At 39.2% G+C, this 14357-nt stretch carries 15 protein-coding genes; 12 read left to right on the forward strand and 3 right to left on the reverse strand.

Annotated features, from left to right (window positions below; translation table 11 throughout):
• Positions 1-29: 29 nt before the first annotated feature.
• The gene (locus CD001_RS04865; protein ID WP_096186442.1) at positions 30-1394 is read right to left on the reverse strand and encodes a hypothetical protein; all 1365 of its coding nucleotides are present in this window, start codon (positions 1392-1394) and stop codon (positions 30-32) included.
• A 359-nt stretch (positions 1395-1753) separates the two neighbouring features.
• On the opposite strand from CD001_RS04865, the gene CD001_RS26800 reads away from it, so the two are divergent.
• The 11 genes from CD001_RS26800 to CD001_RS04920 all read left to right on the forward strand — a co-directional run bounded on the left by CD001_RS26800 (position 1754) and on the right by CD001_RS04920 (position 10034).
• The gene (locus tag CD001_RS26800; RefSeq protein WP_257009704.1) at positions 1754-1927 is read left to right on the forward strand and encodes a hypothetical protein; all 174 of its coding nucleotides are present in this window, start codon (positions 1754-1756) and stop codon (positions 1925-1927) included.
• Positions 1927-2994 (forward strand): MFS transporter, encoded by a 1068-nt coding sequence (locus tag CD001_RS04870; protein WP_257009705.1) that lies wholly within the window; start codon positions 1927-1929, stop codon positions 2992-2994. The genes CD001_RS26800 and CD001_RS04870 overlap by 1 nt, the downstream gene beginning before the upstream one ends.
• Positions 2995-3108: 114 nt before the next feature.
• Entirely contained in the window at positions 3109-3633 is a 525-nt protein-coding gene (locus CD001_RS04875; protein WP_096186443.1) for a putative periplasmic lipoprotein, read from the forward strand.
• 71 nt (positions 3634-3704) lie between these two features.
• Positions 3705-4397 carry a DUF998 domain-containing protein gene (locus CD001_RS04880; RefSeq protein ID WP_096186444.1) on the forward strand — a complete coding sequence of 231 codons (693 nt, stop codon included), beginning with the start codon at positions 3705-3707 and terminating at the stop codon, positions 4395-4397.
• A 336-nt stretch (positions 4398-4733) separates the two neighbouring features.
• Complete coding sequence (locus CD001_RS04885) at positions 4734-5531, forward strand: hypothetical protein (RefSeq protein ID WP_096186445.1); 798 nt, start codon at positions 4734-4736, stop codon at positions 5529-5531.
• A 3-nt stretch (positions 5532-5534) separates the two neighbouring features.
• Positions 5535-5921 (forward strand): GntR family transcriptional regulator, encoded by a 387-nt coding sequence (locus CD001_RS04890; protein WP_096186446.1) that lies wholly within the window; start codon positions 5535-5537, stop codon positions 5919-5921.
• Positions 5914-6603 (forward strand): ABC transporter ATP-binding protein, encoded by a 690-nt coding sequence (locus tag CD001_RS04895; RefSeq protein WP_096186447.1) that lies wholly within the window; start codon positions 5914-5916, stop codon positions 6601-6603. The genes CD001_RS04890 and CD001_RS04895 overlap by 8 nt, the downstream gene beginning before the upstream one ends.
• A 139-nt stretch (positions 6604-6742) precedes the next feature.
• Positions 6743-6946 (forward strand): hypothetical protein, encoded by a 204-nt coding sequence (locus CD001_RS04900; protein WP_179298604.1) that lies wholly within the window; start codon positions 6743-6745, stop codon positions 6944-6946.
• Positions 6947-7348: 402 nt separating this feature from the next.
• Positions 7349-8545, forward strand: a complete 1197-nt coding sequence (locus CD001_RS04910; RefSeq protein WP_096186449.1) for a DUF418 domain-containing protein — start codon at positions 7349-7351, stop codon at positions 8543-8545.
• A gap of 144 nt (positions 8546-8689) precedes the next feature.
• Entirely contained in the window at positions 8690-9319 is a 630-nt protein-coding gene (locus tag CD001_RS04915; RefSeq protein ID WP_096186450.1) for a TetR/AcrR family transcriptional regulator, read from the forward strand.
• Between the two features lie 331 nt (positions 9320-9650).
• Positions 9651-10034, forward strand: coding sequence for a GrpB family protein (locus CD001_RS04920; RefSeq protein ID WP_096186451.1), 384 nt, complete (start codon positions 9651-9653; stop codon positions 10032-10034).
• 83 nt (positions 10035-10117) lie between these two features.
• Here the strand turns inward: CD001_RS04920 and CD001_RS04925 are convergent, their stop codons facing one another.
• Complete coding sequence (locus CD001_RS04925) at positions 10118-11290, reverse strand: hypothetical protein (RefSeq protein WP_096186452.1); 1173 nt, start codon at positions 11288-11290, stop codon at positions 10118-10120.
• A 4-nt stretch (positions 11291-11294) separates the two neighbouring features.
• Positions 11295-11897 (reverse strand): TetR/AcrR family transcriptional regulator, encoded by a 603-nt coding sequence (locus CD001_RS04930; RefSeq protein WP_096186453.1) that lies wholly within the window; start codon positions 11895-11897, stop codon positions 11295-11297.
• Positions 11898-12199: 302 nt separating this feature from the next.
• Between CD001_RS04930 and CD001_RS04935 the strand changes: the two genes are divergently transcribed.
• Positions 12200-13639, forward strand: a complete 1440-nt coding sequence (locus CD001_RS04935; RefSeq protein ID WP_096186454.1) for a PTS mannitol transporter subunit IICB — start codon at positions 12200-12202, stop codon at positions 13637-13639.
• The last annotated feature ends 718 nt before the right edge of the window (positions 13640-14357 follow it).

The following is a 14357-nucleotide window of genomic DNA, read 5'->3' on the forward strand; positions in this document are numbered from 1 at the left end:
TGGGTCTTATAAAGCACTTTATACGTAAATCAATTTTCATATAAAGAAGAAGTACCAGGTTCTACAAATCCTTCATATTCAAGGTCTAATACCCACCAATACATTTCTTCTTCTGTAAGGCCGAAGTCTTCATGCGAAACTTCCTCAGCTTCAATTGCTTCGAATAGTTCCAATTCCTCTTCAGTTAGTTCATATTCATAGTATTCTTCAAATTCATCGATATATTGTTCCATATGTGACTCTACTTCTAGCTCGATGTCATAGAACATCATATCAAGGTCAGCTTCTGTTAATTCTTTTCTTTCAGCTCCATATAAGACAAACTCAACATCTTCATTATATTTATAGGTACTACTAGCAGTCGCTGTAATGTTGAATTCGACTCCTTCTTCTTCAAACGTCATCGTCATATCAGCATTACTTGCTGTAATATTGCCGCTTTCAATCATGAAAGCAACTTCCATTATCAGAGTGCCATCTTCAAGTGTATCTACTTCTTCTTCAAGGTCTGCGATTGCTGTTTCAATATCGATATCAGAGTCCTTTTCGAATGCCTCTTTTGCTTCCTCATTGTCTTTCACTTCATTTAATGCATACAAGTAAGAGTGAAAGATCAAATCTTCATCTAAATCAAGAATAATCCAACCGTCTTCTTCGGTCACTAAATCGCCATCGTTGTTGTCTTTAAAGTAATCGATCATATGGTCGATTACGAAATGAAATAAATAATCTTCGTCATCATTTTCTATGAAGATTCTTTCATCAAGGTCTAAAGAATCTTTATATTTTGCTCCTTTAATTGATTCTTCAACAACAGGAACAACAGCCGTGTTTAATTCAGTTGAAAGGAAATCTCCTACATCTTCACCTTCTGTAAATAATGCTAGCTCCTCTTCAATTTCAGGGATGTTTGGTAAAATATTGTACGATAACACATCAATAAAATCAGAAAGGAACTCTGTATAAGGGTCAAGATCCAAGGCAATCTCATCAGCATCTTCATCTAAGTATAACCGAAATGGCACTTGTAAATGGACATCTTCTCCATGAATATCACCTGATATTCCATAAGAGCCACCTAATTCGACTACATGATTTTCAAAGTCAACAACAACGGAATTTTCGCCTTCAATGTTTTGAAAAATATCCTTTAAGATATTAAAATATACTTCCTCTTCACCGTAAAGACCAAATTCAGAAGGGTGTCCATCAAAGTCAAGACTCATAGTGAAATCAGTGTCCACTTGAATCTGATCTTCATTCGTTAAGTTCCCAATCGCATTAGCAAGCTTTGCTTCTGGGGAAGTGAAAAACGAGTACGCTAAAAATCCTCCTATGATGACGACAAAAAGGGTGATAACCCCTGCTATAAACTTAACACTTTTTTCTTTCATTAACACATTCCACCTTTACATGTAAAAAATAACAACCGATTCTTATTATTGCATAAAAGTACTAGTTACAAAGATTGGTTTTTTAGCAGTTCAATAGTCGGAGTTTGTCTAATTGTGACAAGTTTCATAGCTTCATTTTTCCGAAGGGAAAGGAACAGTACTTCCCCCTTATATATCGGTCATTCTAAATGTGTAGTTCTATCATCTTAGATGCGGTTTTTTTAGTTAAAAAGGAATTACTCTATTTTTGTCGAAAACAATTAAAAGGTTTTCCAAAATCTTCGTGTATGATGGAATGATAAATGAAAGAGACGGAACTATCTAATTTTTATATAGGCTAGGATGTGGAGGACAAAAGAGTGAATCTTATCGATCATAAAGACTATGTACGTTTCTGGCTCGCTTCGACAGTTTCTAGCTTTGGAACTTATATTACGACACTCGCTTTACAAGTGCTCGTCGTCGTTCATATGCAAGGGAGTACTGTAGATGTCGGTTGGGTAAATGCTTCAAGGTGGCTGCCTTATGTATAGTGACGGGGGTTTTCATTGATCGTTTCAGCCGTAAAACGATGTTAGTTTTCACCGACATTGGACGGGGTGTTCTGCTTGCCATTATTTGTCTATTAGTCGTTGTTGGAGAAGCCGGTATTGGCAGTTTGATGGCCATTATGGTTCTCTTTGGAATGATGTCATTGTTTAATGATGCAGCTAGCCAGTCGTTTGTGCCTCAATTAGTGCCGAGGGGTTTATTAATGCGAGCGTATGCAAGACTGGAACAAAGTGCAGCTGTATCTGAAACGAGTGGGCCAACTGTTGCTGGATTATTAATCTCTTGGATTAGTGCACCGTTTGCCATTTTAGTAAACGGTCTGTTTTACCTTTATTCTGGATTCGTTATGGCTTCCATTAAACATCACCCTATACGAGAAAAAGAGCCGAAAAAGCGGATGTGGGGACAAATAAAAGGTGGTTTGCGTTGGATTTACAAGCATCGCTATTTAAGTACGTTAGCTTTAAATACGCACGCTTGGTTCCTTTTTCACAGTATGGTCGGTACGGTACTCGTCACTTTTGCGCTCACAGAGTTAGGATTCAATGCATCGACTTTAGGAATCGTACTATCATCAGCGGGGATCGGTGCTGTTCTTGGTTCTACGCTATCTACTCGAGTTGGAGATTATTGGGGAATCGGACGCGGCATTGCTTTTGCTCGTATTCTCTATTGTCCAGCGGTCGTACTAATCGTATTAGCACCATCAGCTGAACAAGGCACTCTTTTAATGGGGACTTTTCTCATGATTGGACTCGGACAGTTTCTCTATGGTTTTGCAATGGGAGTCGAGGGGCCGCTTGAAATGGGATACCGGCAATTGATTACACCAGCACATTTACATGGGCGCGTGAATGCAACGATGCGCTCGATTAACCGGAGTATGGTTGTTATTGGCGCCCCATTAGGCGGGTTAATTGCAGAATTATTTGGATTTCGAACAGCATTATGGTTCATCATTGCAGGGTTTTCGATCGTTGGATCTTGGTTTACATTCTCTCCGATGCGCCACGCTCAAATTGATGAAGCTGAGACAAAAGAATCGTAGTGGATGTAGGCTAGGCAATTCCAATTAATAGGGTGAATTGACAGTATTTAGGGTGTATGATAAAGTTTTTGTAATATAACGGAAAATTCAGACATTTAGAAAGGGGGAGGGCAAATGAAAAGGTGGGAATATTTGCTAGTCCTTTTAATTGGTATGGCTCTCGTCGGATGTTCGAGTAAAGAAGGCGAGACAATAGTCGTCACAGAAACGAATGAAGAGGTTCGCGATGGGGAAAACGACGAACAACCTGAAATTAAACCACTAGGGCTTGGACTCTCGATTGACGGGACTTTGTATAAATCTCTATTATTCACGTACTGTTGGGAAGGCGGAGAAAAAGAGTGTTCGAAACTTAGCAGTGCTGAACAAGTTCTAGAAAATAGGGGGGAGCGACCGATATTCGTAAGTGAAGGTGAGCAAATTCAACTGATGGAAAGTCTAGATCCAAGTGGAAGTTTACCACCAGCAGATAGCATGACAATTATTGAAACCGAGACAGGCGAAGCTCATACAATTAGCGATTCAGAAACTTTTACAGCCCCAGAAGAAAATGGAGCTTACTATTATAAAATTCATGCTCAATGGGATGACAGTGCAAAGGAAGAAGCGATCTATCTTTTTGAACTGGATGTCAGGTGATATTTCTGCTGTTATCGTTTCATGATAACAGCTTTTTTTTGATAAATCACCACGAAGGGAGAAATTTTTACATGCCATATATACTGATGGCTCTCATAACAATCATAACTGTTTCTTTAACACCGTTTTGGCGAAAAACGAAAGCGACAGCTAAAATTGGGATGATATCGTGGATTCTAACGAGTACATATTTTATTTTCGAGTATGTTGTTATTAGAGGGACGACAGCACCATATCAAGTTCTCCATCAACCGATGAGTGATCTCGGAGTAACGATATGCGGTACGGATACTTATGCATTAGCTTCTTATGAGATATGTTCACCGAATCATTTGTTCATGAATTGGATATTTACATTAACAGGTCTTGTCATATTTGTCGGGGCCGTCTGCTTGCATCAATTTTGGCCAAAAAAGAAGACAAACGTCATTGCGACTGTGTTACTTGCCATTTTTGGACTGAGTTATACGATATCTGGAATTATTCCGGCAGACGTAAGTTTTATTTGGCATACGCTTGCTTCACTTCCAGGGATGTTTGTTCAAATACCCGCGATGGTGATCATCGGATTATCTATTCGAAAGGAGATGCCGAAATTAGCGGTTTGGACCTATGTTTGTACGGCTATAAACATAATCACGCTTTTACTCATCTTCCTTCAATTTTCCATGATTGATTTACCAGGAGGGTTGTTTCAGCGTATTCTTTACGGCTCTGTTTATCTATGGATGACTGGAACCGCGATCGGTCTGTGGAAAAAATAGCGTTCGATTCGACAGGTTAAAAAAGTTGTGATGAGGATAGCTATTGTATGGATGACGTATAATGAGCCTTGTCGTGCGAATCTTTATAAGACGGAATTTAACTTAATCTTATTTGTTGTATGAACACCCCTAGGTCAGCCGACCTAGGGGTGTTTACGATTAGCCAAAGGGATGGATAAACCTAAGAGATTGTGTCGATAAAGAGGATTGAATGAAACCGTTCGTACTTGTAATGATATCAATCATATGAAAGATGAGTTTGACACATAGATTGTATGTGTGTATTATTAAGATAGTACACTAATACATTAATTCAATTTACTGGAGGTTTTATAAATGGACGCTTGGTGGAGTTTAGTAAAAAAAGAATTTCGGTTAGGGCAGCCAGCTTTAATTCTTGCCATTGCTTCTTACATTGTGTTTAGTATTATTGCTATCTATTTTGCAAATCGGGCTGGGTTTGGAATCGAAGCACTACTAATTGTAAGCGGGATTGCCGTTATTCTTCATGTTTTTTACTTAGTTTATTATTTGCTTTACAGCTTAGAATTTGAACGGAAACGGCTTCATTTATGGCTGCATAATCCGATGCCAGGATATGGGTTGTTGTTAGCGAAATTCGTTGCTGGAATTTTTTCAATGCTTATCACGATAACGATTCCGATTGCTGTTGCTTTAACTGTCGTTTTCATTTCTGATGCGGTCGCAGTCCCAGTTTCTTGGGCGCACATAATTGAAGGTGGCATCTATGGTTTCATTTCGCTCTTTTTTATGGCGATTTCAATTGCCATTTGGTTTTTGTTTTATTGGATGATTTTCCTCTGTCTCACTAGATGGGTTGGCACATTTTTGAGCTTCTTAGGAACCTTTATTTTCGTGATCGTTACGCTGAATGTTTACAATTGGTTCACTTCCTTAAATATTTATGACCTGCTGACACAATGGGGCGGAATAAACCTTGGTAATATGTTAACTGGATTAAGTTATTCAATGGATTTAGAGTCAGGTGCTGTAAGTGAAGTCGTCACAGATATGGCGACGATTTACGTAGGAGCTATATTGTACGAAGCCGTGCTACTTGTCATCATATTTGCTGCTGCTACTTGGCTGTTGAACCGAAAAGTTGAGGTGTAGACGATGACTGATCAATTTCAATCTTCGCAACCGATTTATTATCAACTAGCAAATCGAGTCATTCGACAAATTTTACGAGGTGAGTTAATGCCGGGTGAAAAGCTTCTCTCTGTTCGTGAAATGGCGATAAAAACGAATGTCAATCCGAATACAGTTCAGCGGACGTATCGTGAATTAGAAGGAATGAAGATTGCGGAATCAAGAAGAGGGCAAGGAACATTTGTTACTGAGGATGAGCATGTTTTGCATCAAATGAGAGAAGAAATGAAGCTGAGAGAAATCGAGCAGTTCGTACAAGGAATGTACGAGATGGGATATGAAAACAAAGAAATTGAAGCTGGGTTACATCAGTTTTTGCAAAAAAGGGAGCAGGAGGATAAAAATGATTGAACTTAACCGAGTATCGAAAAAATATCGAAACAATGTTGCATTGCAAGATATAGATTTACAGTTGAATAAAGGAAGGATCGTTGGTCTAGTCGGAGAGAACGGAAGCGGAAAATCGACGACTTTAAAATTAATTGCAGGGTTGATCCGGCCGTCAAGCGGTACGATAACGGTAAATGGGGTTAAGGTCGATCGAAGAGTTGCGAATCAAGTATCGTATTTATCAGAGCTTGACACGTATTATGGGTTTTATAATGTCGGCCAGACAATCGATTTTTTTGCTTCTCAATTTCAAGATTTTAATGAGGAAAAAGCGGAGGAAATCCGTAAGTTTATGAAGCTGGATCGTCAAGCAAAACTAAAGCACCTATCTAAAGGAAATCGCGGCCGACTTAAAGTTGTCTTAACGTTAGCTCGTGAAGTACCAGTCATTCTCATGGATGAACCGCTGTCTGGATTAGATCCAATGGTGCGAGATTCGATTGTCAAAGGGTTTATTTCATTTATCGATTTGGAAAAACAGATGGTTCTCATTACGACTCATGAGATCAAAGAGCTGGAAACGATTTTGGATGAAGTCATTGCCATTAAAGACGGAAACCTGATTGGACATCACGATGTTGAACAACTGCGATTCGAAAAGAATATGGGCATCGTCGATTGGATGAATGACATATACAACTAAAGAATGAAAGCTATATAACAAAGGCTTAAGGAACCCGAAGTCTAGATAGCAATCGGATTTTATCTGAAAAAGGTTACCGTAACAATCCCTCCACATCACTTGTTACGGTGGCCTCTTTCTCAATGAAAGGAGGACTTTGGTGGAGCCGAACACAATCAATTTAATCATCGTTTTGTCATTGCTTTTAATTGGACTAATCATAAATGTTGTGACGAGTTTGTGGGCCTACCGTGATGCACAATCGAAAGGCCATAGTAAAGAGTTTGCACTAATTGTATTGTTTGGAACATTGTTTTTACCTTTTGTCGGAGCGCTGATCTATTTATATATTCGAAATAAATAATGTGTCATAACCAAGTATCATCTAGGTGGTGCTTAGTTTTTTATATAGCGTATTTTCTAAATGATGAAGAATCGAATTTTCGCGGATGCACCTTACAGCCAAGGAACGAAAAGTAGAGTCTTGGCGGTAGGAAAAGGAGTAATAGAACTGTCAAGAGAAGATTCCGAGTCCCTTGACGGTAGAAAAAAGTCAATTAGCCAAAAAAGCCTTTCAATAACCAACTGGAAGGCTTTTTTTATATCCTCATTTTTGCGTTTGCTCTGTATATAAAACGGAATCTAAAAATTCATTCGTGTTTAATAGTCGGTTATGATACAATATTGATTGATCGACCAATCAAATAATTGTACGATTAATCAAATATAACTAAACGTCTTTTGGAAACTGAAGGGTGTGTTGACTATGAAAGCTACTGATCATAAAAAACAATCAGAAAAGGGGATCACGCGTGGAGCTGTCACATCACGTGAGCGTTCACTTTCGCTCGATTTAGCTAGAGGCTTAATGCTTTTACTTATCGTACTTGCCCATGCACCAATTTTCTTATTCGGGCTCGAACCAGGCGTGATGAACCGCCCTGAAAGTGTGACAAAAGTTGATGGAGTGATTGATTTTATTTCGCAATTATTTGTTGATAATCGCGCGCGACCGATGTTTGCCGCATTATTTGGCTACGGTATGGTGCTCGTCATTGAACGTCAACTTGAAGCTGGAACAGACATAAAGGAAGCAAGACGATTATTAAAGCGCCGGGCTTTCTTTTTAATCTTTTTTGGGATCGTGTTATCAGTTATTATTGGCGGAGATGATATTCTCGCGGCATATGGTATTGCAAGTTTGTTAATTGGTTGGACCTTATTTCGTCATAGACGAGTGTTTACACGAACAATGATCATCATCTGTATATTTTTTCTCTTTTGGCTACCGTTAGCGTGGATGGTTATCGCATATGAGTTAGGTGGATTAGGATTTGACAGTGGATTATCTGCCACAAATACTTATGCTGACATGGCTTTAGAAAGGTTGCTTGGTTTTCCTTTCATCTCCATCTTCATTCAACTTCTGTTTCCTGTCGTTGTCCCTATGTTGATAGGGATGTGGGCTGCGAAAAAGCGTCTATTAACAGAACCACAGATTCATCGTCATAAACTAAAACTGATCGCAATTATTGGTTTATCTGTATCAATTATAGGAGGACTACCTTTAGCGCTATACGGCACACAATGGTGGGAACCAGCTCCAGTGATCGCTGGACTCGTATACGCATTGCATATGATAACGGGATTTTTCGGTGGTTTTGGTTATGCGGCAATGTTTGGACTTATTGGTTCTGCTCTTACCCATCCAGGGAAAATAGCAAAGGCAATTGCTGCGTTAGGAAAAAGATCACTGACATTTTATGTGTTTAATGAAACGATGCTCGTCATTCTTTTGTCACCAGTAGCATTCGGTCTAGGTGGAATGATGACTAGTACGAGTGCTGCAGTCGTTGCTATTTTTATTTGGCTAACCGCAATGGGGCTAGCTGTTTTGTTGGAAAAAAAGAAGATGCGTGGTCCTCTCGACGCATTATTGCGTCAGTTAATCTATCGGAAGTAAGCATACTTCAAGAAGCACATAAGGAAGAGTAATAATGAATAACAACGAAAACGTACAATGGGGCAATCTTCCTAGTTCGTTTTCGTATCTTTTGTATTTATAATGGATTATAGGGGGAAAAAGAGAGAGTGAGGTGAACATAAATTGAAGGATGAGAAAAAAGAAGGAAATAAGCAATCTTTTATCGCCGAAGCAAGACGGGAACAAATTATTGAAGCAGCAATTCAAACGCTCGATGATATCGGATATGTAAAAGCGAGCTTGTCTCAGATCGCAAAACGAGCAGGCATCAGTACAGCGTTAATTTCCTACCACTTTTCTGATAAAAGCGATTTAATGAATCACTTGTTAATGAATCTGATCGAAAGGTCAACATCCTATATTTTAGAAAGGGTGAGTCAAGAAACGTCACCTAACGAAAAGTTAAACACATTTATTGTCGCTAGTTTAGCTTATCAAGGTACACATCCTACCCACAATTCAGCACTGGTCGAAATTATCTTTAATGCGAGAACTGATGAAAATATCCCATACTATAAGTTAAATGATGAAGATGATGAGCCTGTTCTAAAAGAGTTGCAACATATTTTACGAGAAGGTCAAAAGCAAGGGATTTTTGGGGAGTTTAATGTAGAGGTCATGGCTAGTTTTATTCAAGGTGGTATTGGCGAGTATATGATTACTGCCGAAGGGAATAAAAAAGTTGATTTAGAGACATACAGCAGTGAATTAGTGAAAATTGTTAATCAAGCGGTGAAAGGTGTAAGTAATTAGTGATTAGAGAATTTTTTTGCCGTGAGTGGAGACCAAATTGCAACACGATTTGGTCTTTACATTTACCTGAACCCGTGATAACAGGTGTTGAGGTGCCATCCATCTACTCGTTTTCACCTCTAGCATAAGTGCGACATCCGTTGTGCTGTGGAGTGAAAGCGTCCGCCAGTTATGGATTCGAATTTTACTCCACCAAGTTAAATCAAAAGATTTTTAAGGTTCATACAAAGAATACATCAATTCATCACGGATTCAGGTTTTATATAATTTAACAAATAAAGGAGCTTTATAAGTCTATATCGAATACTATTGTGCAAAGGAGAGGCCTATAATGATTGGGCTAAAACGTAATGTCGTACGTGTTGTAACTCATGAACAAACATGGGCTGCTTTGTATGAGGCTGAAGCCGAGATGGTTCGTAAGCATATTGGAGACATTGTAGCAGATATCCAGCATGTCGGCAGTACATCGGTTCTTGAATTGTCTGCAAAGCCGATACTCGACATTGCTGTGTCTGTTAATACGGTGGAAAAAATACAACCAATCATTGAAAAGCTGACTCGTTTCGGTTATTTAAACTGCGGAAATAAGGAGAATCAAGGCGGTTATTTACTCGTAAAGGAAAGTGAGCCGAACATTCGAACGATACATATGCATATTGTAGAGAAAAACGATCCTCAATGGATAAATTACATAAAGCCCAGTAGCATATAAAAGAAACAGTACCTTCGGATGAAGGAACTGCAGTGTCATAAGTAGGGGGCGTGAATACTCTTTTTTGTTAATGAAAAATAATTTTACATTAAGACATCTTCAATAGCTCTACGAGGGCTAGGTAATGGATCTTTGAGAGGATATCCTAATCGAAAAAGAAAAATACCTTCCCATGTAGATGGTGTTAATCTTTTTAATTCCGACTGAAAGAAAGGAGTACTTCCTAATGCTTTCTCACGGTCACTCATTTCATTTAATTGATTTAGTGGATGCATTCCTAATCCTTCTTTTGTTCCAAATAAATGGAGTCTCTGCCAGACACGTCCTGCGCGTGCGAGTTCTTCATGGTCAGATGCATTTCGAACAGAAAGCAGTCCATATGCTGCAGCGGAGGTAGTGTGCCTCTCCTTTGTTGCGTTTAGCCAAAACTTATCATTCCTCTCTCTAGACAATGGCGGAAGAATTTTTCCAAATGTCCGAATCAAAAAAGATTCGCCTTGCGCATCTAATGTAATTCCGTCACGGGAATCTTGTAATTCCTTCCAGCTATCATTAAACCAACGATTGCTAGCGATACTCATTTCCTCATCTGCGATAATCGCTTCAGTAGAATTGATGATAAGGTCACTGATTACCTTTTTTTCTTCTGTGGATTGGAACGACTGCAGGTTGACGTTTCTTTCTTCTGAAGTAAGGAATTCCATTTCTTCAAATAGTTTAGGAGAAATCAATAGATCAAGGTCATATAATCCACGATTCGTATGTCGTTCATAAATATAGTGATAAAGTGGGGAAGGTTTAACTTTACCTTTTTTAAGGTGAATACGTCCAAGACATAATGGCTCCGATGTCATGGGGGTGTAATGTATTCGAGGGTGATAGCCGTTGGCCTCTGCAGCTAACATTAAATTCTCAATTGCACATCCAAGTCCAATAAACATTTCACGTTTAAATGGGTCAAAAGCACCTAGGTGTCTGCTCATATCCGCATACACGTCAATATAATCATCGGATACTTTAAATAACCATGGCTGACTATTATGTGGATTCGAAGCAAGGATCGCAGCATTAATTAAATGAAGCTGATCATGAAACGGCCCTTCATCATCTTTTTCCCATGGTTCAAAAGCGGGCCCCTTCCCAGCCTGAAACACTCCTTCGTCGACTGCACGCCAAATGACTCCGCCAAAAGCAACAACGAAGATGAATGCTCCTGCCTTCTTTAAAAAGGTTCTTCTTGAAATGTTTGCATCCACAATGTCACTCCTCCTCTATTGAAAAATAAGGCTTAAAATTCATCATAATGAGATCAATACCTTCCTCTAGCATCTCTTCTGTAACTTTTTCAACACCACTCGATTCGAGAAACGATAGCCAATAATTACTAATAATCCAACTGATTTTTAATAACGAATCAAAATGATCTTCTATCCTATCACCTTTAAGTACACCCATTTCAACGAATCGGTGAAGTAATTGACTTTGCTGTTTTATTCGGTGCTGCTGTACGTGCTTATGCATCATTTTTAATTCAGGATCATTCTTCATTAGTACAATCAACTCTCTGTAAAAAAAACGATACTGCCATTCCAACTCAAAGCTTTTTTTTAAAATAGTCCTAATATCATCAAAGGAAAATTCGTTTTTATCATTTGCCCATGACCAAATAGCATTATAATCAGCGACCATCTGGTCAAAAATTGCACGAATAATCTCTTCTTTGTTTTTGAAATGATAGTACAAGTTTCCGGGGCTAATCCCTATCTCCTTTGCAATATGGTTAGTAGACACCTCACCAGTTCCATTTACATTAAACAATTCAATAGCAGCGGTCATAATCTTCTCCTTCGTCCTTTTTGTCACGCTACCCCCTCCTCTTTTTTAGAGTAAATACTCTAAAAAAAAGTGTAGAGTATTTACTCTAAAAAGTCAATTCCAGTTTTAAAAAATGATGAATCGTTAGTTTAAAATGTGTTAGATTCATCGGATGAGAAAGAAACGATATTCTTATTCCGCGATTTCCTCCCATTTTCCACAATTTAATTATGACAACATTGTGAATGACAAAAAGGCTTTTTGTTTAAATTGAAACCGCTTTATTTCAACCGTATCATTTAATTATAAGCCGAAATACTATTAAAACTCATTTTATAAATGAAAGGAGAATGAAAATGGCGAATGAAAATAAAGCTGATTTTCGTGTAAAGATACAACGATTTGGCAGTTATTTAAGTGGCATGATTATGCCGAATATCGGTGCATTCATTGCTTGGGGGATTATTACTGCACTTTTTATTCCTGATGGTTGGACCCCGAATGAAGATTTAGCACAACTTGTTGATCCGATGATCATTTACTTACTGCCATTATTAATTGGTTATACCGGAGGAAAGATGATCTATGACGGTCGTGGTGGCGTAGTTGGTGCTACGGCAACGATGGGGGTCATTGTCGGAACAGATATTCCGATGTTCCTAGGAGCTATGATTATGGGGCCACTTTCTGGCTGGCTTATTAAAAAGGTAGACGAATACATCCAGCCGAAAGTAAAAGAAGGCTTTGAAATGTTAATTAATAATTTCACTGCTGGTATTTTAGGAATGTTATTAACATTGTTTGCTTACTACTCAATCGGCCCAGTCGTATTCGGTTTAAATCAGGTACTGGCAGCAGGAGTCGAAGTGATCGTTAATGCGGGATTACTCCCACTGGCAAATATATTTATTGAACCAGCGAAAGTATTATTTTTAAATAATGCGATTAACCATGGGATTTTAAGTCCGCTTGGTGCAGGTGAAGCAGCAGAAGCGGGCAAGTCGATCTTGTTTTTACTTGAAACGAACCCAGGTCCTGGTTTAGGAATTTTGTTAGCGTTTATGATTTTCGGTAAAGGTTCAGCGAGACTGACAGCACCAGGTGCAGGAATTATCCACTTCTTTGGTGGAATTCACGAAATTTACTTCCCTTACATTTTAATGAAACCTGCATTAATTTTAGCAGCGATTGCAGGTGGAGTAAGCGGTGTGTTTACGTTCGCTCTATTTAATGTCGGTTTAGTAGCACCACCTTCTCCAGGAAGTATTTTTGCCTTAATGGCGATGTCAGCAAGAGGAGATCATCTCGGTGTTTTACTAGGGGTTATCGTAGCGACAGTTGTATCGTTCCTCGTAGCTGCATTGATCTTAAGAACTGGCAAGCAAAACGAGGAAGAAGATATTGCGGCATCTGCAGCAAAAATGGAAGAAATGAAAGGAAAGAAAAGCTCAGTAACGGGTACGTTCACTAGCGAAAAAGAGGTGAACCCTGTGGAAGAGCAAGGAATTGAATCAAGTAAAGTGAACAAAATTATCTTTGCATGTGATGCAGGGATGGGATCAAGTGCAATGGGAGCTTCTATTTTAAGGAATAAAATTAAAAAAGAAGGGTTAGACATTGATGTTACGAACACTTCGATTAACAATATTCCGAGTGATGCCGATATCGTTATCACGCATAAAGATTTAACATCTCGTGCGAAAGAGAAGCTGCCGACTGCTCACCATATTTCGGTTGAAAACTTTTTAAACAGTCCGAAGTATGAAGAGCTCATGAAAGATTTAAAATAAGGATGGACAGAACTGATTCTATCATGAGTCAGTTCTGTTTTTCGCGAGTGGCAGCACATGTGCTAAAGGGTGAAAGTCCCGAATGCATCGACTAGCCGGCAAGCATTAGCTGACAGGTAGTGCGTTGACTGTGAAGTAGCGTGCGGAGGATCTGAAGGCAAACCTCTGAACAGAGCTGATATCCCATGTTGGCACGAGAGTTGGATGACTGTGCAAGACAACAGAAAGTCCGAATAGTTAGAAACTCAAAGTGTTATGAGGGCTGGGTTAGAGGGAAAGTACATGATGTGACCCATTGAGATCTCCCTGCTTCCTAAAGTAGGTACTGATGTCACAAGGCTAAGCCAAGGACACAGGATGAGCTTTAAAGGGAGAAGTCAGAGATCGCCATAGTAGTGAAGAAGCACATGCCAATGACCTACTGGCGACAGTAGCGAGGACAGCACATGAGTGAAACTGTACATAGATACAGTTGCGAACCTATACTCAAAAGGTAGGGATTCGTGCGAAGGGCGTGACCCATAGAAGAACAATGTGAGTAGGCTTACTTATGACTGCGGAAGTAGACAGAAGCTGGACAAGAGCCAAGGGGGCTGATGCCAGGGTGGAACAGAAGGGTACACCGTCTACCGCCAAAATAGATGCACAAAGTTATTGCCGTGAGCTATCAACCTTGTAGAATCACATTTATATGGGGAAGCAGAAACAAAGGAAGAAG

This window comes from Evansella halocellulosilytica (assembly GCF_002335745.1).
In the GTDB taxonomy this organism is placed as follows: domain Bacteria; phylum Bacillota; class Bacilli; order Bacillales; family Salisediminibacteriaceae; genus Bacillus_CA; species Bacillus_CA halocellulosilytica.

Coding starts and splice junctions, on each gene's coding strand:
- CD001_RS04865 (WP_096186442.1), bottom strand. CDS start 1,394: ATGAAAGAAAAAAGTGTTAAGTTTATAGCAGGGGTTATCACCCTTTTT.
- CD001_RS04875 (WP_096186443.1), top strand. CDS start 3,109: ATGAAAAGGTGGGAATATTTGCTAGTCCTTTTAATTGGTATGGCTCTC.
- CD001_RS04880 (WP_096186444.1), top strand. CDS start 3,705: ATGCCATATATACTGATGGCTCTCATAACAATCATAACTGTTTCTTTA.
- CD001_RS04885 (WP_096186445.1), top strand. CDS start 4,734: ATGGACGCTTGGTGGAGTTTAGTAAAAAAAGAATTTCGGTTAGGGCAG.
- CD001_RS04890 (WP_096186446.1), top strand. CDS start 5,535: ATGACTGATCAATTTCAATCTTCGCAACCGATTTATTATCAACTAGCA.
- CD001_RS04895 (WP_096186447.1), top strand. CDS start 5,914: ATGATTGAACTTAACCGAGTATCGAAAAAATATCGAAACAATGTTGCA.
- CD001_RS04910 (WP_096186449.1), top strand. CDS start 7,349: ATGAAAGCTACTGATCATAAAAAACAATCAGAAAAGGGGATCACGCGT.
- CD001_RS04920 (WP_096186451.1), top strand. CDS start 9,651: ATGATTGGGCTAAAACGTAATGTCGTACGTGTTGTAACTCATGAACAA.
- CD001_RS04935 (WP_096186454.1), top strand. CDS start 12,200: ATGAAAATGGCGAATGAAAATAAAGCTGATTTTCGTGTAAAGATACAA.